Genomic DNA, 24,521 nt, shown 5'->3' with positions numbered 1-24,521 from the left:
TAATTAAAATGTTGTGTTTAACCCAAATGTTATGGTACTGGCACGTGGATAAGCTGAGTAATCAAATCCAGGCGTTAATGCAGAATTCCTGGCAGAAACCTCTGGATCCGGACCTGAATAATTGGTCCAGGTTATGATATTTTGCGCAGCTGCGTATACCCTTAATGTCTTTAATTTAATTTTTTTAACAAATGGAGCAGGTAAATTATAGCCCAATGCAACAGTTTTCAGGCGTAAATAGGAACCGTCCTCTACTACCCTGGACGAATAGGCATAAGGCCCCTGTCCGCCAACCCTGAACATGTCATTATTTTGATTGTCAGGAGTCCATCTGTTTATAAAACTGGCGTATTGATTTTGGTCAAGCCGCGTACTACCTTCAAAAACCAGGCGGTTGGCATTGAACAGATCATTACCTGCCGACCATTGAAAAAACACATTCAAATCAAACCCTTTGTAATTGAAAGTGTTAGATATCCCTCCCGTATATAGGGGATAAGGTTTGCCAATTACAGTGCGATCGTCAGCATTGACAACCCCATCACCATTGATGTCTTTATACTTGATGTCACCAGGCTGAATACTACCGCGTGTATTGCCATTTGTAGGCACCTCAGCTTTTAAGGTGTAAACCCCTGATGTCGACTTGTCGAAATCACTGTACTGATAAACACCATCCCAGATGTATCCATAGAATTGAGCAATGGGCTGACCTATTTGGCCTGTATAAAGTGGTGTGTTGACATAGTTGGCATCCCAGGCCAGGTTGGTTAAAATGTTCTCCTGATTTTCTGTCAGCGCCAATATCTTGTTCCGGTTAAAGGCAATATTGAAATTTGTGGTCCAGGAGAAATTTGTATTGCTGATGTTCGTAGTATTGAGTGTGAATTCAAATCCATCGTTCCGCACCTTTCCAATATTTTTAAAAGCATTGGGCAACCCTGCGGTTGGGGGCAAATTTGCATTGAGTAATAAATCATAGGTTGTTTTCCGATAATAATCCGCAGTAAAAGACAGCTTGTCTTTCAGCAAGGAAACATCCATCCCCAAATCCAGTTGCGAGGTATTTTCCCATTTCAGATTTTTGTTTCCCAGGGCTGTTTTGATGGCGCCTTTGTTGATGCCGTTATTGAAAGGATAAACTGCCGAATTTGGTAAAACCAGTGTGGCCAGATAGGCAAAATCACTTACCCGGTTGTTTCCGGTAATGCCATAACTTGCCCGTAATTTAGCATCCGTAATTACAGGTATTTTTTTCATAAAATCCTCTTCTGTAAGTCGCCATGCAATAGAGCCGGAAGGAAAATAACTCCATTTATTTCCAGGTGCAAATTTAGACGAGCCATCAGATCTGAAGGATGCGGTAAGCAAATATTTATTTTTATAACTATAATTCACCCTGCTTAAAAAGGAAACCAACCTGTTTAATGAGGTAACTGAGGTAATGGTTGAAGAAGTTCCCTCATCCAATCCGCTGGTCCCTAAGGTTTCGCTGGGCACCTGTAATGCGACAGCGCCAAAATTATTAAAGTTAGTTTGCTGCACCGTAAAGCCGCCCAATACATTCAATTTATGGTGTTTCCCAATTACGCCATTGTAAGTAAGCGTGTTCTCGTTTAACAAATCATTGATTCGATTATTGGTCACAGAGCCGTTGGGACCACCTTTACCCTGCGGACTTAAAGGATTGCCCAGCGGCGTCTGCGAATTGTTAAAGATGTTCACAACCTGGTCTGAACGATTGGCACCGCCGGTAACCCGCAGCTTTAAGCTTTTGGTGAAATTGTATTCCGCATAGGCATTCATGACTAAAGAATTCGTAACCCGCTTGTTAAAGGTATTTTGCGCAGTGATCACAGGATTTGCCCTCAGGTCATTATTCACGTCAATAGCCGGATCATAAAGCTCATCAATCAGATCGTCACTGTTACCCGTTCCATTTACCGGTCTGTAAGCCCAGACACTGTACATCAGGCTCAATGTACTTAAGCTACCATAGCTATTGGATACTACACTGCCTGAACTGCTGGCATTTGAATAATTTACGTTGACACCGATTTTCAATTGATTATTGATCTTTTGATCCAAGATCAAACGCCCCTGGTAACGGTCAAAACCGGTATTGAGTATAATCCCATCCTGGTTGGTAATGGAACCGGAAATGGAATATTTGGTATTGGCATTGCCACCGTTGACAGCCATATAATGGTTTTGCATCGGGGCTGTTCTAAATAAGCGGTCCTGCCAGTTGATCCCTGGTTCTGTCCGGTAACTGTCCAGGGTAAGGCCATTGGTAAAATATCGTTTTTCAGCGTTGACCGGATTGAGGTCCTGCTGTAGTTTTACAAACTCATAAGGATTCATTAAGGCCACTTCATTTCTGTTTTTCTGAAGTCCGTAATACCCATTGTAGGTCAGGACAGGTTCGCCGGTTTTCCCTCTTTTTGTGGTGACCATGATCACACCGTTCGCACCTCTGGCACCGTATATGGCAGTTGCAGAAGCATCTTTTAATATTTCAATGGATTCTATTTCGGCAGGATTAATGGCATTGTTATCCGCATTTTCCAGTGGGAAGCCATCTATGACGTATAAAGGTGCGTTGTTCTGAGTGATCGAATTGTTCCCACGGATGGTGATCGTGCTGGAAGATCCAGGCTGTCCATCACCGCTCGCTACGGCTACGCCAGCTACCCTTCCCGCCAAGGCTTCTTCAAAAGACCGGACCGGTGCTTTTTGCATTTCATCCATTCTGACACTGCCCACCGAGCCCGTCAGGTCTTTTTTCAATACCGTACCGTAACCAACCACAACAATTTCATTTAATTTGCTGTTTTCTTCGGTCATTTGAACATTGAGCGCCCTGGCGTTGCCCACTGCCCGCCGCTGCGTCTGATATCCGACAGATGAAAACACCAATACTGTTTTTTCATCTGGTACATTGATTGTATAAAAGCCTTTCCCGTTCGTGGAAACACCTGTCGGGCTATTTTCGATTTTAACCGTCACGCCCGGCAAGGGTAGGTTTTTCTCATCTGTAACGGTTCCCGAAACACTGAGGAATCTTTTTACCACAACATGCCCTGGTGGCTTTGGCGCGATGACAATGGTATTCTTGTTGATGACATAAGACAAAGGCTGATCCATAAAACATTGCTTTAATGCTTCGTCCACTGAAACGTTTTTTAGGTGAAGATTAACCCGCTGCGCTTCGTTCAAAAGTTCGACATCACAAATTATACTATACCCGCTTTGTTTACGGATGTCATTAAGTGTTTCACGAAGTGTTGCATTATTCTTATCTAAATTTATTTTTTGTGCTCTTGAGGCGGCACTGACGTGCAAAAATGCCATAAGACAAATAAAAAAGGACAGTTTCATAATTCGCCATAATTTAGGGTGGACACAAGAGGGTATCCCGTATCTGAGTACAGTTAAAATTTTATACATTTGAAAATTAGGTTAATAAAAAAATGGTTGTGAAAATGTGACCGTTAAAATTTTCCTGATAGCAGTTCTCAAGCTGTGCAATTTCCAGGGGCGGCTTCAACGCTCCTGGTTATTTTATTTATCAGGGTGTATTTGATCTGGTATGGCTTATTTCATCAAAATCACCCTCCTTCCCTCAATTTTATATCGCAGTGAACTGGTTATAGCGATGTTATCCAGTAATTCGTTAATGTCTTTGTACCTTGACACGGTACCCCATAATTTTTTATTAGCGATGTTCCCCTGATATTCGACATCAACATCATACCATCTGGCTGCTTTTTTCATCACGTCCTTTAAATTGACCTCATTTAAAACAAACAAGCCATTTTTCCAGGCCATGACCTCCTCCAGATCAGCCTGTTTCACTATTAAATCAGTTTTAAGATCATCAATAGCAATTTGGCCTGGTTTCAATCTGATCTGTTTATTTCTAGCGCCAAGCTTGACTGAGCCTTCCAAAAGGGTGGTTTTGATTTCATGATCGTCGATATAAGCCTCCACATTAAAATGTGTGCCCAATACTTCGATTTTCTGCTGGCCGGCCACATCTACTTTAAATGGTTTTTCTGGATTTTTAGCGATCTCAAAATAGGCTTCTCCTTTTAACTGAACCAGTCTTTCCTTTCCTGAAAAGCTGGAGGGATAGGTGATACTGGACATCGCATTTAACCAGATCTGAGATCCGTCCGGTAGTACAACTTGAAATTGTCCTCCTTTGGGTGTGCTCACGGTATTGTAAACAACAGCTTTGCTATCTTGTGCTATTGAGGGCTCGTAAATGATTTTACCGTCGGCTGTTTTTGTAATCCGGGTGTTCCCTTCTGTTACCAGCTCGCCATTATCTGCATCGGTTAAAGCAATTTGTTTACCCCCTGATAGCGTAAGGATGGCCTTGTTACTGCCCGCAACGATTCTTGCAGCCACCTGTGTGTGTAATCTGGTGCTATCAGATGAAACATTGAAATACAAATAAACACCCAATCCTACTGCAATCAATGCAATGGCAGCAGCAAGCGGTAGCTTATACCACTGCATTTTTTCAGGATGTTGATCTGTTATGCTTTTTTGGAGCCGGTTGTAGATACCGCCTATTATTTGCTGTTCGTTGCCCAAACGGACTTCATCCCAGTGTACGTCATCTAAAGAGAATTCGTCCTGATATTCATCAAGTTTCTTCTTTTCTTCCTGAGTGCATTCGCCCTGCATACATTTTTCATACAACAGGATGTATTCTTCCCTCGTCATAGTTTATAATTGGTTATATGTATAGTACCGATTTACACATCCCACACACATACTTTTAAAAAAAAATATTTATAATTTGATCTTAAAAAATGTAAATTCGTTCTATGCCAAATAGAATTACACAGATTCCCACCGATGCTGATCTTTGGGAATCCATCAAATTAGATGATGAACGTGCTTTTTCTACCTTATTCCACCGCTACTCTTCCCGGATTTACAGTAATTCTTATGCTTATGTAAAGGACAGAGAGGTATGCGAACAAATTGTGCATGACATTTTTTTAACGGTCTGGACCAACCGAAAGACACTACAGATCGAGTCCTTCAAAAATTACCTTACCTCCGCTGGTCGCTACAGGGTTTACAAAAGCATCAACGCCAGCAAAATTATTCCTATCGATTATAAAGAAGATCTGGAAGTTTATTCAAAAAATTCAGTGGGAAATAGCGGTTTTGACCGGATTGCCTATCATGACCTTGAAACGGAACTAGACACCTACCTTAAGCACCTGCCAAAAAGATCTCAGGAAATTTTCCTCATGAGCCGGCGCCAGTTGATGAGCAATGATGAGATCGCAGATCAGCTTGGCATCTCGAAACGTTCGGTTGAAAACCAGATTACCCATGCACTTAAACATTTACGCATTTCATTAAAAGACATCACAGTTATGCTTATCATAGCTGAAGGAATCAACGATTTGGTAAACTGATTCTTCTATTCCGGTGCTGGAGTACAAAATTCACCGTAAACAAAAAAGCTTCAGAGATCTCTGAAGCTTTTTTGCAGTGGTCCGGTGTGGGGTTAAACACTATTTCCCTGTGTTTTTCTTTTCAGTTATCTCAGTACGGATTTCCTGCGCAAGGCCTTTAATTTCCTGAAGTGCTTTACGAACTCTTGTTCCGGCTGCACTATTACCGCCGTTATAGAATTTTTCAACATCTGTTTCTGCAGCTGCGACTACTTCTTTTAATTTTGCAAATTTACTCATAGTTACGTTTTTAAGTTTACAATATTTAATAGGGTTGCCTGTTAAGCGGAACAGTTGAATCTACTATTTTCCGCCTTTAAGTACTCATAAAGTAAACATAAAGCTTTAAAAACAAAAACGCAAATAAAATCTACCTAATTAGTAGATTTTATTATATTTGTGCAAAGTTAACTTGTTTAAACTTTCCATGTTTTACCAAAATTTAGCTTTTTTACCGTTTCATGCTGCGAAGCACAAATGAATTTCTACTCGTTTAATTTAGTTTTCAAAGGCTACCTATTAAGGTAGCTTTTGTTTTTGGGTTTGTTTGAATAGGAAGCAAAGAAATTATATCCAAATGAAGACCTGCAGAAATCTCTCTATGGGACATTAAAATATAGAATTCTTTAGGTAGAGGCCACTTTCACTATATTCCGCTAATTAACTGGGAATAAAACACTCAAAACAAAAAAGCTCCAGATTTCTCTGAAGCTTTTTGCAGTGGTATGGGCCGGGATCGAACCGGCGACACATGGATTTTCAGTCCATTGCTCTACCGACTGAGCTACCGTACCATCTTATTTAAACATGTTTTTGAGTCATGTTCCCCTCGGTTGGGAGTGCAAATGTAGTTTCTTTTTCTTAAGAACAAAACTTTTTTTGAAAATAATTCAAACAGAACATCATTGAACACATGCAGCTGGCATGTAACTATCGCCTTAAATAACACATAAACAATTCATTATAGCTAAAAAAATCACTCCATTATTTCAATAATAAATTCTAACTATCACAAAGCCGTATCGCTAAACCTCACAAACTTTAGGACATATCGTATTTAAGGTCTACCATGTTCGGAGATTCTTCGGGCATTCTTCCCTTCTGGCCCCTAAAAAGCCCTTTTCTCCGAAGAAGGTCAGAAGAAGGTCGGAAGAAGGTCGGAAGAAGCCAGGTAAATATCAGTTTTGATATACATGTCAGTAAATTAAACCATAAACCTATTTAACTCGTAAAGTAAGTCTGAGTAGACTGACATTAAAATGAAACAAATATAGCATTGGAACGCAAAAAAGGCCTTTATCTTACGAAAAAGGCCTTTTTAAAGATGTGGTATGGGCCGGGATCGAACCGGCGACACATGGATTTTCAGTCCATTGCTCTACCGACTGAGCTACCGTACCATCATTACTCAACATGATTACTCATGCCCCATCGGCTGGGCTGCAAATGTAAGGTCCTTTTTCTAACTTCAAAATCTTTTTTGAAAATAAATCTCAAAAAAACCGGTTTATTTAAAACCCTTCTAAATTTTTAATTTTATGCATGCATAATAATTTGTTTTGAGCGAATTATTTTAACTTAGCAAGACTATAACAGATTTTCAAAATGGTGTCACAAATTCTATTTATAGCCCTTTTACTGGCTGCTATAGCCTTTTTTAGTTTCAATGTAAAAAAGGTTATCCGTAATATCCGCCTGGGTAAGGCAGCAAACAGATCAGATCAGCCTCAAAAAAGGCTGATGACGATGGTTAAAGTAGCACTCGGACAAACAAAAATGTTCTTTCGCCCCGTGCCTGCTTTCCTTCACCTGATCGTTTATGCAGGTTTTGTGATCATCAACATTGAAGTTCTGGAGATCATGATCGATGGTATTTTTGGAACACATCGCGTTTTTGGTGGCCTTGGCACCATTTACAATGTGTTGATTGGCTCTTTTGAATTTCTGGCTGCAGGAGTTTGGGTAGGCTGCGCCATTTTCTTAATCAGAAGGAACATCATTAAGCTGAAAAGATTTAGCGGTGTGGAGATGACCAGCTGGCCAAAATCAGATGCCAACTATATCCTGATCACAGAGATTTTATTGATGACCGCCTTTTTGCTGATGAATGCTGCTGACGCCAAATTGCAAGCTATGGGAGTTGGTCATTATACACAGGTTGGTGCATTTCCATTAAGCCAGTATTTGCAAAATTTATTACCAGCTACCGAAGCTTCCCTGATTGCTATAGAAAGAGGCTGCTGGTGGTTTCACATCATTGGTATTTTTGCCTTTTTAAATTACCTGCCCTATTCTAAGCATTTCCACATCCTTTTTGCTTTTCCAAATACTTATTTTTCAAACCTGGAGCCTAAAGGTGAATTTAGCAATATGCAAAGCGTAACCAATGAGGTTAAAGCGATGCTTGATCCTTCTTTTACACCTCCGGAAGCTGAACCCGGACGTTTCGGTGCAAAAGATGTGAATGACCTGACCTGGGTGAACCTGATGAATGCTTATACTTGTACCGAATGCGGCAGATGTACTTCGGTTTGTCCGGCCAACATCACAGGAAAACTCTTGTCTCCACGTAAAATCATGATGGATACCAGGGACAGGATGGAAGAAGTAGGCAAGAACATTGACAAAACAGGTAACGGCTTTGACGATGGGAAATCACTGATCGATTCTTACATCAGCAGAGAAGAAATCTGGGCTTGTACCAGTTGTAATGCCTGTACCCAGGCCTGCCCGATCAACATCGATCCACTGGCCATCATTACTGAGCTGAGGAGATATGCCGTGATGGAAGAATCACAGTCGCCTGCAAGTATCAATGCCATGCTGGGTAATATTGAGAACAACGGGGCGCCATGGAAATACTCTCCTGCCGACAGGTTCAATTGGGCCAAGCAGGATTAAGCCGTAAGGAACAAGGATTTAAAGACAAAAGCTGAAAGATCAAAAATGAGCGAGCAACTAAATTTTGAAGTGCCAACGATGGCAGAAATGATAGCTAAAGGCGAAGAACCAGAAATTCTGTTTTGGGTAGGCTGCGCCGGTAGTTATGATGAACGGGCACAAAAAACAACCCGCGACATCTGCAAAATATTACACCACGTTGGCTTAAAATACGCGGTATTGGGGACCGAAGAAAGCTGTACCGGCGATCCGGCAAAACGCGCAGGCAATGAATTTCTTTTTCAGATGCAGGCCATGACCAATATTGAAGTATTGAATGGCTACAACGTTAAAAAGATTGTTACCGGTTGCCCGCATTGTTTCAATACCATAAAAAATGAATATCCAGGCTTAGGTGGCACTTATGAAGTCATACACCACACGCAACTGATTCAGGATCTGATCAATGAAGGTAAACTGAAGGCCGAAGGCGGAGAGAGCTTTAAAGGCAAAAAGATCACCTACCATGACCCTTGTTATTTAGGTCGCGGAAATGATGTATATGAAGCCCCAAGAAAAGCGCTGGAAGCGCTTGATGCACAGCTTGTAGAAATGAAACGTTGTAAATCTAATGGCCTGTGTTGCGGTGCCGGCGGTGCACAAATGTTTAAAGAACCTGAGAAGGGAAATAAAGACATCAACATTGAACGCATTGAAGAAGCTTTAGAAACCCAGCCCCAGGTAATTGCAGCTTCATGCCCTTTTTGTATGACCATGCTGAGTGATGGGGTTAAATTGAAAGATCAGGACCAAAACGTAAAAGTATTAGATATTGCAGAAATCACTGCGAGAGCCAATGGATTGTAACACTTTATTCATCGCGTCCCTGAACTCAGGAAGCAACGGCAATTGCTATTATGTAGGTAATGAGCAGGAAGCCGTATTGATCGATGCTGGAATATCCTGTCGGGAAACCGAAAAAAGGATGTTGCGACTGGGCCTATCGATGTCCAAAGTAAAAGCAATCTTCATTTCACATGAGCATGGCGACCATATTAAAGGACTCTGTACACTGGCCGCCAAGTATAATTTACCAGTTTACATCACGCAAGGGTCTTTACAAGGCTGCCGCTTCAATTTGCGCCAGGACCTCATCCAACTGCTTAAAGGCACAGAGCAGATACAGATCGGCGGTTTGGAAATCAGCAGTTTTCACAAAATACATGATGCTTCTGAGCCACATAGCTTTTTAATTACCTGCGGGCCAACAAAAGTTGGTGTATTTACCGATATCGGAGCGGTTTGCGACAACCTCATTTATCACTTTAAACAATGCCACGCGGCTTTTCTGGAAGCGAATTACGACGACGAATTACTTGAAAAAAGTGCGTATCCTTATTTTTTGAAAAAACGCATTAGCGGCGGCCGCGGCCACTTGTCCAATAAGCTCGCTTTAGAATTGTTTAAAACATTTAAGCCAGAATTCATGAGTCACCTATTTCTGGCGCATTTATCTAAAGACAACAACTGCCCGCAACTTGCCCAAAATCTATTTGCAGCACATGCCGGCAATACCTCAGTTGTTGTGGCTTCCAGGCATCAGGAAACGGAGGTGTATGCTATTTCTGAGACGCCAGTTGCGCATTCAGCTTAAGCATTCCTTCATTCAATTCCAATAAGTCCTGTGGTTCAATATTTTTAAGTGGAATAACCATGTATGCAGCCATGCTGTCAATATCTCCGCCTTTGCGATCGTTATAGGTCTGTACAATCACATCGTCACCTTTGGTACTTAAGTACAATTTCCCGCTTTTATCCGTGCCGTAATAGTCGAGCGCTTTAAATTTTACCAGGTTAAAAGAGAAATACTCGACCTTGCCGTTATTGAAAAAACGCTTGTACCGACAAAATCCACTGTTGGTAACATTTAGTTCATAACGCTTAATTTGTGAGCCCCCCTGCTCCTGATCATAGTGATCGGCAAGCTTCTTTTGGAGAAAGGTAGTTTGTTCATCGCGTAGCAGGCTGGCAGAAAAGGCACTAAAAATAAGCCCTGATGATAAAAGCAGCGATATTTTCAAGCTTAATGTAAACTTATTCATCACGTTAGGATTTTAGCTGGTTCAAATTAATTATTTTCTTAAATTTGAAGTATGAGTTTTTCTCCACAATCAAAAGTTTGGATTTACCAAAGCAACCGCGCCTTTACCCAGGATGAGGCGAGCGCAATACAATTAAAACTGAATGACTTTACCAGTCAGTGGAAAGCCCATGGCCATCAGCTGAAAGCTAAAGCCGAGGTGATTCATCAGTTTTTCATTGTATTTATTGTTGATGAAGCTACAGCTGGCGTTACAGGATGTTCAATCGACGCCTCTGTTCGTGTGATTAAAGAGATTGAACAAGCGTATCAGGTGGATTTGTTCGACAGGTTCAATATAGCTTACCAGGTTGACGGCCAGGTTGTGGTCAACACCAAGGAAGACTTCGAAACTCTGGTTAACATCAAGTCTGTCGGTCCAAAAACGATTGTGTACAACAATCTGGTACAAAGCCTTCAGGAGTTTGAAACCAAATGGGAAATCCCGTTTGAACAAAGCTGGCACAGCAAGGTTTTTGCACACTTGCTGTAACCGATCTTTTCTATTTTAGACTAAACTGATCGCCCGAAGTATATAAGCTAAACCGCAGGTCATCCATTTTAATCAGATGCTGTCCTTTAATCTTCAAGTTTTTAGGATCAGAAATTCTGAGTACCTGGCTTACACCAGCAACAGTTATTTTTTTGCGTTTTACAATGATCGCTGTACCTTCATCAATGCCAATGCATTGGTAATTGGGATAAGCGGTTAAGGCTGAAATGAGGCGGTTAAACCGGCTTCTTTTCAAAAAATGCTGATCAATGATCACTGAATCCAGTAGGCCCATTCCTTCTTCAAATTGAATGTTACCGGCCCAGAGCTTATTAAAAGTCTCTTTATACACGGTATCCAGCAATTGCTTTCCAGTGATCATTTGTTTACTCATCACTGCGGCCCCCGCGCTTGTTCCCGCAACAGTAGCCCCATTCTGATAAGCCTTATGAATAGCCGAATAAACAGGCGTGTGTAATACCACCTTCATAAAACGACTTTGATCACCACCGGTTATAAAAATCAATTTGGCGTTGGTTAAAGAATCCAGCCATTTCTGATCCTTAACTTTTGAAGCATCAAAGTTGAGACAACCAATATTGTTTCCAGATGCCAGCGTAAGCTGTTTCTTAATGGCCTGATAAGAGGCTTCAGGTTCTTCACTTGACATCGGAAGTACAATCATATAATCTTTAGTACCCATATTCGCTGTCTTGATGAGCGATTGAATGAGTTCTGGCGAGCGGTCTCCACCCCCAATAATAAAAAGGCTTCCTTTCTGTGCCATTACTGAACTGCCTGTAAGCAGCATGAAAGCCAGTACCAACTGTTTTTTTATCGTGCTCAACATCCTATTTATAAATCAATACTTCAATTTTACCGTCTGCAGTAACAGTGCCCCTGTACATTCCTTCTGTATTAAATGGCATGGTGACATGACCCTTTTTATCTAAGGCGATCAGGCCGCCATCGCCACCCATTTTGCCGACTTTGTCCAATACGGCTTTGGCTGCATCTGCTACTGACAGCTGCTTATATTCCATCATGGCTGAAATGTCATGCGCTACCACATTACGGATATAAAACTCACCCCAACCGGTACAGGAAATGCCTGCGGTTTCATTGTTAGCATAGGTTCCGGCACCGATAATTGGCGAATCGCCTACCCGGCCATATTTTTTATTGGTCATACCTCCTGTTGAAGTTCCAGCTGCCAGGTTGCCTGCCTGATCCAATGCTACGGCACCAACTGTCCCAAACTTATAGTCTTTATTGATGGTTCCCAGCTTCATAGACTTTTTGCTGCCATGGTCAAGTACAGCTTTAGTAGAATCCTCTTTAATTGCCTTTTGCAGTCCGTCCCAACGTTCTTTGGTATAAAAATAAGATGGATCAACAATTTCCAATCCAGCCTGTTTTGCAAATGCTTCAGCACCCGGACCAACCATCATGACATGCTCTGATTTTTCCATAACCGCGCGGGCTGCAGAAATTGGGTTCTTAATGGTGGTTACACCTGCCACGGCTCCTGCCATCAGCGTTTTACCATCCATTAGTGAAGCGTCCATTTCATTCCTGCCATCGTGGGTAAAAACAGCACCTTTACCGGCATTAAACAAGGGCGAATCTTCCATGACATGGATAGCCGCTTCTACGGCATCCAGACTTGTTTTACCGGCTTTCAAAGCATCATAGCCTTTCTGCAGAGCCAATGTTAAAGCCGCACGGTAAGCCACTTCTTTTTCTGCACTCATATTTGCCCTGGTAATTGTACCGGCACCACCATGGATGACCAGGATGTATTTATTTTCTTTTTTTTGTGCAGATACTGACATTGTGGTTAAACAAAGCAGTAAAGCAAACATAGGTTTCAAACTTCTTTTCATATTCATCATCATTATTGCGGTGTTTTTGTCAATTGGCCATTATTTACACTCCACCAGTACCAGCTTCCGCCTGAAGCCTCGGCTGCATTAAAATTAGCTAAATTAAAATTGCCATTACCAGTATCAGAAGCCTGAATTTCATATACAGGGATTGCGCGGTCATTCTGCTTCCAGATGACGGGCTTGGCTGCCGTAAACTGCTCCGGAAGTTTAGCTGCATCAGGCAGAATGAAATAGGCTTTACTGGATCCAAAGACCCGGGCTTTACCATCCTGATCAATACATACCGCAGTTCTTTCGTCAGCCGCAATGCCTTTGGCCAATACATTCCAGTCTTTATAAATTCTACCAAGAAATGCGACACTTCTACCCTCACGCGAGCGGGTTAAAAAATGCTGATCGGTAATCACCTGCTGCAGATAGGGTGCATGTAGAAAATCATTGTTATATAAGGTAATGTTAGTCGCATAAGGATTGGCAAGTGCATCATCAGAGACCACACTCGTACCCTCGCCGCTAAAATAAAAACCACCCAGAATGGCACAACCAGCACTGGTGCCACCAAAAGGAACCTTTTTATCCTTTAACAAGTAATTTAATGCATCGCCAACCTTGGTGCCACGCCATAAGTTCATGTAATCACTTTGATCTCCACCGGCAATAAACAGCATTTCCGCATTGCGGATAATTCTGGCCACAGCATCGTTATTGGCCAGTTCCCTGGTATCAATTTTCAAAGTTTCAACGGAGTTTACTGAACCCAGCTTGTTGACGAAAGCATTGTAAGCATCAGTACCGGTTACCCGGATGATCACCACATCGCCACCGCCACTTCTGTCGATCATCCATTTAAAGGCGGATTCTACATCTGTTCCGCCACCCATTAAAACCATACCGGCACTAACCGTCTTAACGACATCAGCGGTATCACCAATGATGCCAATAGAAGCCGGCCTGGTGACAACCGGTGTGACTACTACAGGCGGTGCTATTGGTACATTTTCAGATTTACCGCATCCGGTGGCTGTTATAAAAAAGCTAAGAATGGCAATCAGCATGGGATATTTCATAAGACAATATTTAAGTTATGGGCAGACATATCATCTGCCCAAAATGCTTAGTAGTTGGGATTTTGAATCATATTTTTATTTACAGATAACTCTGTATTTGAAATGGGAAGTGCGTATTGCGCTTTAGTAGGCAACAAAACAGTTTCGCTTAAAGTTGGTGCGGCGTCCTGAGGCAATCGCTCTATGGACAGATTTCTTCTCCTTAAATCAAAAAAGCGATGCCCTTCAAAAGCAAGTTCCTTATAACGCTCATCATAAACAGCATTAATTAAAGCAGGCTTGTCTGCAAATGTTGCATTCACATAGTTATTTATCCTTGCTGTTCTTAAAGCGTTGATATCAGCCGCAGCATCACCGGTAGATTCAGCCCTGGCCTCGGCCCTGATTAAGTACATTTCAGCAACCCGAAATTGTTTAACATCTGCCAGACCTGGTGCTGCGGAAGTGCCACCAATATATTTGTTTACCAAATATTTAGATTTAGTGCCCGTACGTGCCGCATCAAATTTAATGTAAGCAGTATAACGGATGTCGTTGGTCTGATCAAATGCAGCGATGAGTTTGAAAGCGGGCGCGTATAATACCACACCGCCTGACTGCCTGTAGAAGAAATCGCCGGTCCTGGAATCGCCAGTTACCTTTTTTAACTTCCAGATCACTTCGCTGTCGTTTGCATCTGTCCACAATCCCGGAAACTGAGCTTTGGTGGCCAACGGCACTGCATTAATCACTTCAGTAGCGTATGCTGCTGCATCAACCCAGTTTTTTTCATATAAGGCAACACGGGCCTGAATGGCCGAAATCGCCAGTTTTGTAATTCGCGTCTTATCGTTAAAGCTGGCAGGAATTAAGGCTTTTGCTGCAAGTAAGTCTGTTTTAACCTTTGCAATAACCACCTCAAAGTTTTCCCTGGCGGGATATGAAATTGCCGATTTTTGCATATAGTTAACCCCAAGCGCCCCGGCTTGGTAAGAAGACGCATAGGCCCTTAACAATTCAAAGTGCAGATAGGCACGCATGGCGAGCAATTCTCCTTTATACCGTTCTGCAAGTGCGACATCTGTTCCTGTAAAAGTCAATTTATCCATCGCTTCCAAAACACGGTTTACGCGGTCTATTGCCTGATAATTGGTATAAAAAAAGCTGGTAACTGAACCGTTTGCACCGTTGTATAACCATCGGAAAGCATCAGAATTTCCAACAGTATTTTCCTGTGGATAAGTGGCTTCATCAGAAACAATAGCACTTAAACTTAGCGGAGAATAATCCATCGGGGCGTAAGCACCAATTACGCCTAAATTAACATCAGCAATGGTTTTAAAGGCAAATTCAGGAAGTATATAATCGGTGGGTACAAAATCAAGTTTGGTACAAGAAGTAGTGCATACCATCAGCACAAGCACCATTACGTATTTTTGATAAATTTTGTTAATCATAACTGTTATTATTAAAAGTTAACATTAAGACCTGCAGTATAAGTTCTGGTATTTGGATACTGGAACCTTCCGTAAACGTCATTATTTTCAGGATCCAGGCCTCGCCAGCTTGTCCAGGTATATAAATTCTGACCTTGTACAAATACTTTTACACCTTTGATAAATTTGGTGTGTGCCAGAATGCTTTGTGGCAGACTGTAGCCGAGTGTTACGTTTCTCAACCTCAGGTAAGATGCATCCTGAATATCCTTGGAAGTAAAGTTTCTTGGAATATCAAACCTTTGTAAGATGGCATCATCCCCCTCTTTTTTCCAGCGGTTCTCCAACATCCGGATGGATTGATTACTGGTTGCGTAACGCTGATTCTCATTATACAGATCCTCATTGTTCCAGCGCATCACGTCAGACACAAAAGAGAACAAAGCCGATGCAGAAAATCCTTTATAACTCAATGAAGTATTAAATCCGCCGGTAAATGTTGGAAAAAAGCTTCCGGATTTGGTTGTGTTCTGCGTTGCAGCGTTATAAGTTGTAGTAATATTTCCCTCCAGATCGTAATACTGCGCCTCTCCTGTTTTTGGATTTACGCCAGCCCATTGCGGAGCATTATAAGTACCGTAAGGCAGGCCGACCTTAATGATCCGCGAATCTCCGTCAGGAAAAAAATCAGTAACATCACTAACACGCAGGATTTTATTTTTATTATATCCGGCATTGGCACCAATGCTCCAGGTAAAATCCTTTGTTTTGATCACGTCCCCACTGATGTCAAATTCTACACCCCGGTTTCTCATTCGTCCGGAGCTGAGCGGCAAAGTGGTAAATCCTGAAGTTGCTGGTGCAGGTTGATCAATAAACATGTTATTGGTTGTTTTATTATAGTAATCTGCACTTAAGCGCAATCTGCTACTTTTAAACAAACTCAAGTCAAACCCAAAGTTAAAAGTTTTGACGTATTCCCAATCGTAATCCACATTACCTGCTGCGCCTGGACGAATACCTGTCTGCCCGCCATAAGTGGTATTTCCGTAATAGGCCAGATAGTTAAATTCTCCAGAGAAAGGACTTGCAGTAGTTCCATAACTTGTCCGGAATTTCAGATCGGAAACCAGATCCAGATCCTTTATAAAATCCTCTCTTTTCGCATTCCAGCTTGCGCCAACAGAGTAAAAGCCATGCCACTTATTTTTAGGAACTACCGTTGTTGATCCATCGTAACGGTAACTTCCCGTAAGGGTATATTTATCGTCGAGTGTATACCTGGCTACTCCCATAAAGGAAGCCAAAGCGCTTCTGGACTTACTTCCACCCAGCGAGGGAAGAAAAGTAGAACTTACATTGATCCCGGCAGGAGTTTCAGGCAAACGTCCGTCTATACCAAATCCAGAATATCCAAAGGATTTGTAATTATTATACAAGTACTCATAGAAACCTGAGACTTCTACATCGTGCCTTTCCGCAAATTTATGTGCATACGTTAAGCCACTGGTCCAAACCACACTAAAATTTCTACGGCTGGTTTCATCTAAACGGCCCTTACCGCCTAAAGTATTGGAGTTTGACCTGGAGCCATAATAAGAATCCGGATTGATATAGGCCTCATCTGAGGAATTTCTATAGTCAATACCCAACCTGGTTGTTGCTTTTAAAACCGGTAAGATCTGGTAGGCAAAGGAAGCACCGATAATAGATTTAAACTGATCGGTTTTATTGGTTGAATTTAACAAACGTTCTAGTGCCAGTGTACCTTCCCGCTGGTCTAGGATGTTATACTTAGCCTGTCCGCTAATTCCCGGATGAACCAATGTTCCATCTGAAGCGTATGGATATTCATATGGCAGCGCATAGTACACCGCAGACATTGGTGTACCTGCTGTGGTACTCCCTGCACCATCGATAAAACTAGATTCAGAATATCCCAGCGACAAGTTTACACTTCCACTGAATTTATCATCCTGAAAATCTACATTACTTCTCAATGCATAACGTTCAAGGCCGGTTCGTTTGGCAACCCCCTCCTGTTTGTAATAATTTAAAGAGTTGTAGAAGCGTGTCTTTTCTGTGCCACCGCTGATGCTCACCTGTTGCTCCTGGAACTTGCCTTTCTGAAAAAAGATATCCCGCCAATCGGTATTGATCTTTCTTAAACTGTCCAGGATAAAATCAGCACGGGCACGGCTTGCATTCGTACCGGCTGCATAAGTTGGATTTTTTGGTGAATAAGTCCATCCAGGACCTATATTTCTACCCTCCAGACCGATTTCTTCCTCAAAGCGTAAACGCTGTTCGGTGTTCATCATGACAAAATTTGGTCTGCTGAGGTTGGCGAAACCATACTGTGAATTGTAACTCACCGCAACTTTGCCTGCTTTTCCTTTTTTAGTGGTGTATACGATTACACCGTTCGCTCCTCTTGAACCATACAGGGCCGTCGCAGATGCATCTTTTAAAACCGTGGCAGATTCAATATCTTCCGGGTTAATGGTTTGCATATATCCCGATTCAATTGGTATTCCATCTACAACCATTAAAGGAGATCTGGAACCATTGATACTTCCCACACCCCGGATGGTTACGCTGGCACTCTGGCCAGGCTGACCTGAACTGGAGGTTACAGTCATTCCCGGAACACGCCCCTGCAGGATCTGGTCCAAGGTCAAGCCAGGAACCTGGTTAATTTTATCTGCAGTAACTACTGTGGAAGCACTTGCCGATTTACCCCTTTCATAATTGGTATATCCGGTGATCACCACTTCTTCGAGTCCTTTGCTGTCTATTTTTAAGACCACGTTGATCACCGTTCTATTTCCAATGGTGACGATTTGTTTTAAAAAGCCAATGGAAGAAAACTCCAGACTGGCATTGCCATCCGGAACGCGGATGGTGAATGCGCCATTACCATCGGTTGCTGTAGCAACAGACAAGCCTGAAACTTTTACGGAAACACCTGGCAATGGCATCCCGGCTTCATCTACGATTTTACCGGTAACAACCACATCTTTTTTTTCAGCAGCAGTAAGGGGGTAAATGATGACCAGACTGCTTTCTTTTAACGCGTAAGTCAATGCGGTTTCCTTTAATAAATACCTCATGGTCTCATCCAGTGAAGCATTATTCACATTCAATGAAATCTTTTTATCGTTTGATAAGATGTTATGACTGTACACAAAACGGTATTCTGTTTGCTTTTCGATCTCTTTAAGCAGATACTTAATACTCGCCTGACTTGCCTTAATGCTAATTTTCTGCTGCGCGAAACTGCCGGCAGAAACCTGCATGCACATCATCAGTATTAAAAACCCGGTAAGCTTCATCCTCAAGAATAAGTTATTGGTTACAGGATACTTACCTAAATGTTCTAAAAGTACATTTTTTCTCATATTGGTTTGGTTTAAGGTTATTTATGATTGTTTAATTGATTGGGGTTCTTATTTACTTATGACAATGCGGTCTTGTTCTACTTTGAAGGTGAAGGGATAGGATAGCTGTAGCGCCTCCAGTGTTTTGATGATGGTTTCGTTTTCGAAAATCCCTGAATAGCGATAATCTTTGACCTGGTTATCCCGGATTACAATGGCAATTCCATACCAGTTTTGAAGTTTATTTGCGATGACAGATAAGGGTTGATTATCAATATCAAGGCGATTTTGAGCCCATTTAATTTCAACTGGCGAACCTCCGGAACCCGTGTTTTTCAAGGCTGACACTTTGTAATGGGCTTTAGGATTATTGTCAGTTGAAAGATCATATACTTTATTACTAATCAGTTTCTGATTGGGTTTCAAGATCACGGAATAGCCTAAATATTGCATGGAGTTCACTTGTACACGGCCCTTGATCAGGGAAGTTTCCATAGCCTGGGAGTCTGGATAAGCTTTAACATTAAAAGTGGTACCCAGTACCTTAACTTCATCAAAAGGGGTATGTACAGTAAAAGGGCTTGTGGGATCGTGTTTGACATCAAAAAAGGCCTCACCTTTAAGCCAGAGTTCCCTTTTATGGGCATCAAATTGTTTCCTCAATTCTATGGAACTTTCTTTTCCCAGGGTGATCACAGTTCCATCAGTCAGCAGAACTGTTTTTCTGATTGCAGAGCCCGAGGTAATGATCTGCATCACCTGATTTTGATCCCTGCGGATCTGCGGATCCGGAAGGCCTGGAGTATACATCAGATAAAAAGATACGATGATGGCAATTGCAGCGGCGACACCGCCAATGTATTGGTAAATTTTCCGAGGTTTGGTCCCTTCAGCGTTAGCACGCAAGTCCACATCTGCTGTAGCAACCAAACTACGTTGCAAGGATTCACGCTGTTTAATGCCCATCCTCAGATCTTTCAATTGCTGAAGTCTGCTACCCTGGTTTAAACTCAGCAAATTGACCAGTTGCTGAGCCTCTGCAAATATTACCTGGTGTTCAGGATGCTGCGCCATCCGCTCTTTCCACAAAATTTGATCTTCGAGGTTACTTCCAAGACAATATCGCTGAAAGGACTCATCACAAACCAGGTTTTCAACAGAAAAAATATCATTAGGGATTTGCATAGCATCTATTTTACTATACAGACGTAAGAATCACGTTCTTTTCCTAGAAGAATTTACAATTATTTTATATAAAATTTATTTTAGCAATCTTTTCAGCGTTTTAATTGCATCATAAATGGTATTATATGCCGTTTTTACGGTCTGCGAGGTTCTTTCTGCAATTTGTTCATACGTGAGTCCCTCAAAAAATTTAAGTTGGATCAATTCCATTTGTCTTGGGGTCAATTGTTTGATTGCAGTTTGGAGCTTACTTTTCAACTCATCGTCCTGTTGGAGCCTGATCATGATTTCCTCGTAGGAAAGCTCTTCCCAATCTTCTTCGGCGCCCATCTTATTCACTGCATCGGTCATTTTTTCAGCATAGGCTAGTTGATCAAGCATGCAGCGCTTTAATGAAGTCATCAGATACGACTTCACGTTATCTACAGGAACAAGCCGGTCTCTTTTATCCCAAAGATTAAGAAAAATCTGATTTACACAGTCCTTTACCAGTTCATCGTCTGCATTTAGCTTTAAACCAAATCGGATCAGATGGAAATACATATTGTTGTAAAGCTCAAACAGTGCCTGTTTGTTTCCGGCACGCATCTGTTCCCAATAAACCCTATCATCTTCCTCAAAAAGCATATTCGCTTTGAAGATAGGAAAAGCAATTTAAAAATCAACATGTATCCTGGCCCTGATCCCCCATTTTGCAACTCCCGGATGATCAAGATAATTGAATCTCCGCACGTAGTCTACCCTCAGGATTTTAAAGATATTGGAAATTCCTACGCTTCCTTCCACATAAGGAACATTTCCCAAGGCGAATGAGCTTTGCCGCTGATCCGCATCACGTTGAAAGCGAAACAAACCAGCATCATGATCCGGTAAGTTTTTATCGGAAATGCTTCCATACAATACTTTGAGAGAGGCTACTTCACGAAGCTGCAACCTTTTTACCAGGGGCACTTTGTTTAATAGCAAGCCATTAAAAGAATGATCAATGTGGAAACTGGCGTACCGATCACTCATAAATTCCATGAAATTCATCAGGTTGTAAGACTGGGGTTGATACGCATAAGTCTGGTTAGCCCTGTGAATCACCAGTAAAGGGAAGGGCACTTTACCAAAAACAGCCCCGCCTTCCAGCATCAGATCGGAATAGCCAAATGGCGCGATATACAGCCTTTTGTAAATGTTTAAAGAAACATTCTGATAGTTATAGTCTCCGTCAAGGAAACCTTTAAAACCGGCAGCCGCCCTTAATGTAAATATGGGAAAACCATTTCGAATGGGTCTGCGGAACCTTTTGCCCTGGTAAAACTGTTCATGCGGCGCCCAACGAAGCTCTGCAGCAAATTCAGAAGTCCGGATATTTCTCAGCATTTCAGACTCGGTTTGAAAAACCAATCCGCCGGCAGGTGTCAGTTCCTGATTCTTATAACTTGCTTTGATAGAAAAGTGGCTTTTGGTTTCACGAAAATACTCGGCAGACCATTTTCGGTTGTACAACCATTTATCGTTAACACCCCGCTTAAAGGAAAGCAAAAAATTATCATCTTCTATAAAATTCAAATCCTGTCCGGGAATCTGGGTTTCATAGCTATGCCTTAAGGTAAAGGTATTTACAGGAAACTGGTAAGCCCCTGAGGCATTAAATGAGTAGGTTAAACCCATGGCATACTTCCATGTTTCATCACGTAAGCCATAGGCCAGGTGACCATCCAGAACTACTCTTTTACTAAAATCATCATTTGTTCTGGCACTAAAGCGAAAACGACGGCCTTCTACATCATTAAAACTATACATGGAACTCACCGGACCAAACTCTACGCCCCCAGCTTTTAGGTATCCCGAGAGGATAAACGAGGTAAAACCCATGATTGCTTTGAACTTAGGCGACTGCTTCAGGCTGTCGACATTGGCATAGGTGTTTTTTTCCAGCAGACTTAATTCCATAGGCCGTTCAAACGTATCTATCTGAAGCTTAGTTTTAGGCAATAGCACATTTCGCCCGGCCAATTGTATGGCTCCCCCTCTTTCATAATTGCTATTGAAAATCGTTTTTTCGCCATATACACTATAGCCACCTTTAAACAGGCCCAGATCCATCGCAACCACACTCTTTGCCATATGATATTTCCCCTCAGGTCCGACAACATAAGTCATACCCAGTCGTAAATCCTTTACCCAATTCAGGTTAATCTCCTTATTGATAAAAAGGTCAGCTTGCTGCACCGCATAACGCCCGTCTAAGGGGATATATAGTTCCCCCATAAATAAAACATCTTGTTTGTTGCGCGGACTAAACAACAGATGCACTACCGGACCAGACTCTTTTTTAAGGGTATCAATGATAAAATATTTATAAAAGTCGGGCCCCATAGCGGCTATCGGGCTCAAAATCCGCTGAGCACCCAGACCAATATCGTGGCTATAAATATCAACAGGCTGATAAAGTCTTTTCAAATATTCATCAATACCATCTTCATCAAAATACTGATCAACACGGGATTCCCTGCAGTCTATGGGTTGGATTTGATCCTGATCGTTTTCCGGGTTTTGCAGGTGTTGACTAATATTTTCCTTGATAAAAAAGGGCACCAGCATTTTTCCGGGTATGCGACTGGTATCTGCTGTTTTTACAAGAAAAGGAAATTTCCGCAGTAAGAAAGATTTAGGTACCATTGGACTGGGAATGCTGATGGCAAGATTTAATTTTTCATACTGCTTAAAGGCAAGTCCCGGCGTTGCTGAACCCACATTTTTTTCTTTATGCGCAATCACCTTTCTAATCAGATCAACGGCTTCGTTATCACGGTTTCTATACCTCGGACGCTTCGCAGCCTGGATACTCACCCCTTCCAGCTGTTGTGTCGTTTCTTCCAGCTCAATGTGCAATTGATTTTTATTGATTTGAGAAACGTGATGTTCCTGAACTTTAAAGCCTATTGCTGAAAAGCGGATGATTTTCACTTCTTTGTTTGTACTGATCTGGAAATTACCGTTCGCATCAGAACTGGTTCCGCCGGGGATTCCTACAAAACTTACGTTTACAGCAGGTATGGTCTGCCGGGTGATCTTGTCTCTGATCAAGCCTTTAACTGTTAATCCCTGGCCAAGTCCAAAAACAGGTAATAACAGCAAGAAATTAAGGGCAATTCTGAAAGCATTTAACTTTACAGGAAGTAAAAGTCTTTTGAAGGAGGGGGAATGTAAATGGTAACGCGATGATTTTAGCAACAGGATCATTTTTTCTTTTGAATAGTAAGCTATATTTTAGGTAAGATGACTTGTTCTTGTTTTACCCCTATGCCGACTTCAAAAATATTTGAATGTACAGTCGTCAGTTAAAGCATAACAAATTCCGAATCATCTGCATACCTGCCCAAAAGGCATATACACTATATACAAGTCCAAGCATCGGCAGGACTAGTTGACAAGAAAATAATTATTGAATCCTGACTGGTTATCAGAAATCTAAAGGACCTAATCTCCGCATGTTTTTCAAGATGAGGTATTGCCTGTGTTTGATGTAAGTTGTCGGTTTTTTAGGTGTCCAGCGCCTTGGGTTTGGGAAACAAGCGGCAATAAGTGCAGACTGGGATTTGGTCAGGCGGGTACATGATTTGCCAAAATAGGTTTGTGCCGCTGCCTCAGCTCCATAAATCCCGTCCCCCATTTCAATAACGTTCAGGTAAACCTCCAGAATGCGCTCTTTGCTCCAGAACATTTCTATCAGCAAGGTAAAATAAGCCTCAAAGCCCTTACGTATCCAGGACCGGCCAGGCCACAAGAATACGTTTTTTGCCGTCTGCTGAGAAATGGTGCTTCCCCCTTTTACTTTTTTACTATTTTTATTGGCTTTAAAGGCCTGTTCTATGGCTTTTACATCAAAACCAATGTGCGACAAAAATAGCTGGTCTTCTGCAGATACAGCAGCTCTTTTCATATTGTCAGACATGTCCTCAAAGTCAACCCATTTCTTATCAATCTTACCCGGTTTGCCATCGCTTTTGCGCTCTATGTTGCGCAAGACCATCAACAAGGTGATTGGCGGATTGATGAAACGGTACAACAATACCCAGATGATACTGACCATCAAAAACCAAACTAGAATACGTCCCAGCAGGGTTGTTATTTTTTTCACTAAGGGTTGATTTGTTTTGCTGTTTGAGCGCTGTTTCTGTGCCATTGGGTCAAAGGTAAGAAAAACATCAATTTCAACAGCCAAGGCAAGTTAAAGAGCGGTAAAAGATTTAAATAAAATATCTAAATTTGCTGTATCATGAAATTCACCGCGTCCAGACTATCTGAAGGAAACAAGGTTTTCCCTACAGAAATCATCCTAGAAGAAAATAGCATAGAAATAAAGTCACCGGGCTTATTCAGCGGAGATTCCAAATACCTGAACTATGAAGACATCACTTCCATTGAAGTAGATTCTCCCATGATCGGATTTTCCACTTTAAGGTTATTTTTAACAGGAAACAAAATTGAGGTACATGGTTTTTCGAAAAGCGACATCAAGCAAATCCGTCAGATCATTGATGAAGCCAGGAGCAAGAGAAGAAGGTAAGCCCAGCATTCAAAGAATAAAGCGC

19 protein-coding genes and 2 tRNA genes are annotated in these 24,521 nt (G+C 41.8%); 6 read left to right on the top strand and 15 right to left on the bottom strand.

The genetic code is table 11. The features are described from left to right. Positions 1 to 3: 3 nt before the first annotated feature. On the bottom strand, positions 4 to 3,354 hold the full coding sequence (locus IM797_RS26440; protein ID WP_228099147.1) for a TonB-dependent receptor: 3,351 nt from the start codon (positions 3,352 to 3,354) through the stop codon (positions 4 to 6). A 243-nt stretch (positions 3,355 to 3,597) separates the two neighbouring features. Continuing rightward, positions 3,598 to 4,737 carry a FecR family protein gene (locus IM797_RS26435; RefSeq protein ID WP_194130230.1) on the bottom strand — a complete coding sequence of 380 codons (1,140 nt, stop codon included), beginning with the start codon at positions 4,735 to 4,737 and terminating at the stop codon, positions 3,598 to 3,600. 104 nt (positions 4,738 to 4,841) lie between these two features. Here IM797_RS26435 and IM797_RS26430 point away from each other — a divergent pair, with 104 nt between their 5' ends. Beyond that, positions 4,842 to 5,447 (top strand): sigma-70 family RNA polymerase sigma factor, encoded by a 606-nt coding sequence (locus IM797_RS26430; protein ID WP_194130229.1) that lies wholly within the window; start codon positions 4,842 to 4,844, stop codon positions 5,445 to 5,447. 99 nt (positions 5,448 to 5,546) lie between these two features. On the opposite strand, the gene IM797_RS26425 is transcribed toward IM797_RS26430, so the two are convergent. The 3 genes from IM797_RS26425 to IM797_RS26415 all read right to left on the bottom strand — a co-directional run bounded on the left by IM797_RS26425 (position 5,547) and on the right by IM797_RS26415 (position 6,886). Beyond that, complete coding sequence (locus IM797_RS26425) at positions 5,547 to 5,726, bottom strand: histone H1 (protein WP_194130228.1); 180 nt, start codon at positions 5,724 to 5,726, stop codon at positions 5,547 to 5,549. A gap of 481 nt (positions 5,727 to 6,207) precedes the next feature. Next, a tRNA-Phe gene (locus tag IM797_RS26420) sits at positions 6,208 to 6,280 on the bottom strand. A gap of 533 nt (positions 6,281 to 6,813) precedes the next feature. Further along, positions 6,814 to 6,886, bottom strand: a tRNA-Phe gene (locus IM797_RS26415). Between the two features lie 205 nt (positions 6,887 to 7,091). Between IM797_RS26415 and IM797_RS26410 the strand changes: the two genes are divergently transcribed. The 3 genes from IM797_RS26410 to IM797_RS26400 are packed head-to-tail and all read left to right on the top strand — an operon-like array spanning position 7,092 to position 10,020. Then, positions 7,092 to 8,387: a 4Fe-4S dicluster domain-containing protein gene (locus IM797_RS26410; protein ID WP_194130227.1), complete on the top strand. Its 1,296-nt coding sequence runs from the start codon at positions 7,092 to 7,094 to the stop codon at positions 8,385 to 8,387. 45 nt (positions 8,388 to 8,432) lie between these two features. Further along, entirely contained in the window at positions 8,433 to 9,233 is an 801-nt protein-coding gene (locus IM797_RS26405) for a (Fe-S)-binding protein (RefSeq protein WP_194130226.1), read from the top strand. Next, positions 9,223 to 10,020 (top strand): MBL fold metallo-hydrolase, encoded by a 798-nt coding sequence (locus IM797_RS26400; RefSeq protein WP_194130225.1) that lies wholly within the window; start codon positions 9,223 to 9,225, stop codon positions 10,018 to 10,020. Before IM797_RS26405 ends, IM797_RS26400 begins: the two co-directional genes overlap by 11 nt. Here IM797_RS26400 and IM797_RS26395 read toward each other — a convergent pair. After that, positions 9,986 to 10,468 (bottom strand): hypothetical protein, encoded by a 483-nt coding sequence (locus IM797_RS26395; RefSeq protein WP_194130224.1) that lies wholly within the window; start codon positions 10,466 to 10,468, stop codon positions 9,986 to 9,988. The two genes, IM797_RS26400 and IM797_RS26395, sit on opposite strands and share 35 nt — an antisense overlap. Positions 10,469 to 10,519: 51 nt before the next feature. On the opposite strand from IM797_RS26395, the gene IM797_RS26390 reads away from it, so the two are divergent. Next, complete coding sequence (locus IM797_RS26390) at positions 10,520 to 10,999, top strand: ABC transporter ATPase (RefSeq protein ID WP_194130223.1); 480 nt, start codon at positions 10,520 to 10,522, stop codon at positions 10,997 to 10,999. Positions 11,000 to 11,009: 10 nt separating this feature from the next. Here IM797_RS26390 and IM797_RS26385 read toward each other — a convergent pair whose 3' ends face one another. The 9 genes from IM797_RS26385 to mtgA all read right to left on the bottom strand — a co-directional run bounded on the left by IM797_RS26385 (position 11,010) and on the right by mtgA (position 24,112). Then, the gene (locus tag IM797_RS26385; protein ID WP_228099145.1) at positions 11,010 to 11,849 is read right to left on the bottom strand and encodes a cyanophycinase; all 840 of its coding nucleotides are present in this window, start codon (positions 11,847 to 11,849) and stop codon (positions 11,010 to 11,012) included. Position 11,850: 1 nt separating this feature from the next. Beyond that, entirely contained in the window at positions 11,851 to 12,897 is a 1,047-nt protein-coding gene (locus IM797_RS26380; RefSeq protein WP_228099143.1) for an isoaspartyl peptidase/L-asparaginase family protein, read from the bottom strand. Next, positions 12,897 to 13,955: a cyanophycinase gene (locus IM797_RS26375; protein WP_194130222.1), complete on the bottom strand. Its 1,059-nt coding sequence runs from the start codon at positions 13,953 to 13,955 to the stop codon at positions 12,897 to 12,899. The genes IM797_RS26380 and IM797_RS26375 overlap by 1 nt, the downstream gene beginning before the upstream one ends. 47 nt (positions 13,956 to 14,002) lie before the next feature. Continuing rightward, the gene (locus tag IM797_RS26370) at positions 14,003 to 15,391 is read right to left on the bottom strand and encodes a RagB/SusD family nutrient uptake outer membrane protein (protein WP_228099141.1); all 1,389 of its coding nucleotides are present in this window, start codon (positions 15,389 to 15,391) and stop codon (positions 14,003 to 14,005) included. A gap of 11 nt (positions 15,392 to 15,402) precedes the next feature. Continuing rightward, positions 15,403 to 18,771: a TonB-dependent receptor gene (locus IM797_RS26365; RefSeq protein ID WP_228099139.1), complete on the bottom strand. Its 3,369-nt coding sequence runs from the start codon at positions 18,769 to 18,771 to the stop codon at positions 15,403 to 15,405. A gap of 48 nt (positions 18,772 to 18,819) precedes the next feature. Further along, positions 18,820 to 19,935, bottom strand: coding sequence for a FecR family protein (locus IM797_RS26360; protein WP_194130221.1), 1,116 nt, complete (start codon positions 19,933 to 19,935; stop codon positions 18,820 to 18,822). A 75-nt stretch (positions 19,936 to 20,010) separates the two neighbouring features. Next, a complete protein-coding gene (locus tag IM797_RS26355; RefSeq protein ID WP_194130220.1) occupies positions 20,011 to 20,562 on the bottom strand; it encodes an RNA polymerase sigma factor in 552 nt (183 codons plus the stop codon). A gap of 27 nt (positions 20,563 to 20,589) precedes the next feature. Next, positions 20,590 to 23,160 (bottom strand): DUF5686 and carboxypeptidase-like regulatory domain-containing protein, encoded by a 2,571-nt coding sequence (locus IM797_RS26350; protein ID WP_194130219.1) that lies wholly within the window; start codon positions 23,158 to 23,160, stop codon positions 20,590 to 20,592. A 229-nt stretch (positions 23,161 to 23,389) separates the two neighbouring features. Beyond that, positions 23,390 to 24,112 carry a monofunctional biosynthetic peptidoglycan transglycosylase gene (mtgA, locus tag IM797_RS26345; RefSeq protein WP_194130218.1) on the bottom strand — a complete coding sequence of 241 codons (723 nt, stop codon included), beginning with the start codon at positions 24,110 to 24,112 and terminating at the stop codon, positions 23,390 to 23,392. 93 nt (positions 24,113 to 24,205) lie between these two features. Between mtgA and IM797_RS26340 the strand changes: the two genes are divergently transcribed. Continuing rightward, positions 24,206 to 24,496, top strand: a complete 291-nt coding sequence (locus IM797_RS26340; protein ID WP_194130217.1) for a hypothetical protein — start codon at positions 24,206 to 24,208, stop codon at positions 24,494 to 24,496. The last annotated feature ends 25 nt before the right edge of the window (positions 24,497 to 24,521 follow it).

This window comes from Pedobacter sp. MC2016-24, from assembly GCF_015223055.1.
Taxonomy (GTDB): Bacteria; Bacteroidota; Bacteroidia; order Sphingobacteriales; family Sphingobacteriaceae; genus Pedobacter.
Note: the sequence above shows the minus strand (reverse complement) of the source record. Positions and strands in the feature narration are given on the sequence as shown.

Bases quoted from the DNA above. Each gene is read 5' to 3' on its own strand.
- IM797_RS26390 (WP_194130223.1), top strand. From the start codon at position 10,520: ATGAGTTTTTCTCCACAATCAAAAGTTTGGATTTACCAAAGCAACCGC.
- IM797_RS26370 (WP_228099141.1), bottom strand. From the start codon at position 15,391: ATGATTAACAAAATTTATCAAAAATACGTAATGGTGCTTGTGCTGATG.
- IM797_RS26435 (WP_194130230.1), bottom strand. From the start codon at position 4,737: ATGACGAGGGAAGAATACATCCTGTTGTATGAAAAATGTATGCAGGGC.
- IM797_RS26430 (WP_194130229.1), top strand. From the start codon at position 4,842: ATGCCAAATAGAATTACACAGATTCCCACCGATGCTGATCTTTGGGAA.
- IM797_RS26340 (WP_194130217.1), top strand. From the start codon at position 24,206: ATGAAATTCACCGCGTCCAGACTATCTGAAGGAAACAAGGTTTTCCCT.
- IM797_RS26360 (WP_194130221.1), bottom strand. From the start codon at position 19,935: ATGCAAATCCCTAATGATATTTTTTCTGTTGAAAACCTGGTTTGTGAT.
- IM797_RS26385 (WP_228099145.1), bottom strand. From the start codon at position 11,849: ATGTTGAGCACGATAAAAAAACAGTTGGTACTGGCTTTCATGCTGCTT.
- IM797_RS26410 (WP_194130227.1), top strand. From the start codon at position 7,092: ATGGTGTCACAAATTCTATTTATAGCCCTTTTACTGGCTGCTATAGCC.
- IM797_RS26400 (WP_194130225.1), top strand. From the start codon at position 9,223: ATGGATTGTAACACTTTATTCATCGCGTCCCTGAACTCAGGAAGCAAC.
- IM797_RS26395 (WP_194130224.1), bottom strand. From the start codon at position 10,468: ATGAATAAGTTTACATTAAGCTTGAAAATATCGCTGCTTTTATCATCA.
- IM797_RS26440 (WP_228099147.1), bottom strand. From the start codon at position 3,354: ATGGCATTTTTGCACGTCAGTGCCGCCTCAAGAGCACAAAAAATAAAT.
- IM797_RS26405 (WP_194130226.1), top strand. From the start codon at position 8,433: ATGAGCGAGCAACTAAATTTTGAAGTGCCAACGATGGCAGAAATGATA.
- IM797_RS26425 (WP_194130228.1), bottom strand. From the start codon at position 5,726: ATGAGTAAATTTGCAAAATTAAAAGAAGTAGTCGCAGCTGCAGAAACA.
- IM797_RS26375 (WP_194130222.1), bottom strand. From the start codon at position 13,955: ATGAAATATCCCATGCTGATTGCCATTCTTAGCTTTTTTATAACAGCC.
- IM797_RS26355 (WP_194130220.1), bottom strand. From the start codon at position 20,562: ATGCTTTTTGAGGAAGATGATAGGGTTTATTGGGAACAGATGCGTGCC.
- IM797_RS26380 (WP_228099143.1), bottom strand. From the start codon at position 12,897: ATGATGATGAATATGAAAAGAAGTTTGAAACCTATGTTTGCTTTACTG.
- IM797_RS26365 (WP_228099139.1), bottom strand. From the start codon at position 18,771: ATGAGAAAAAATGTACTTTTAGAACATTTAGGTAAGTATCCTGTAACC.
- mtgA (WP_194130218.1), bottom strand. From the start codon at position 24,112: ATGGCACAGAAACAGCGCTCAAACAGCAAAACAAATCAACCCTTAGTG.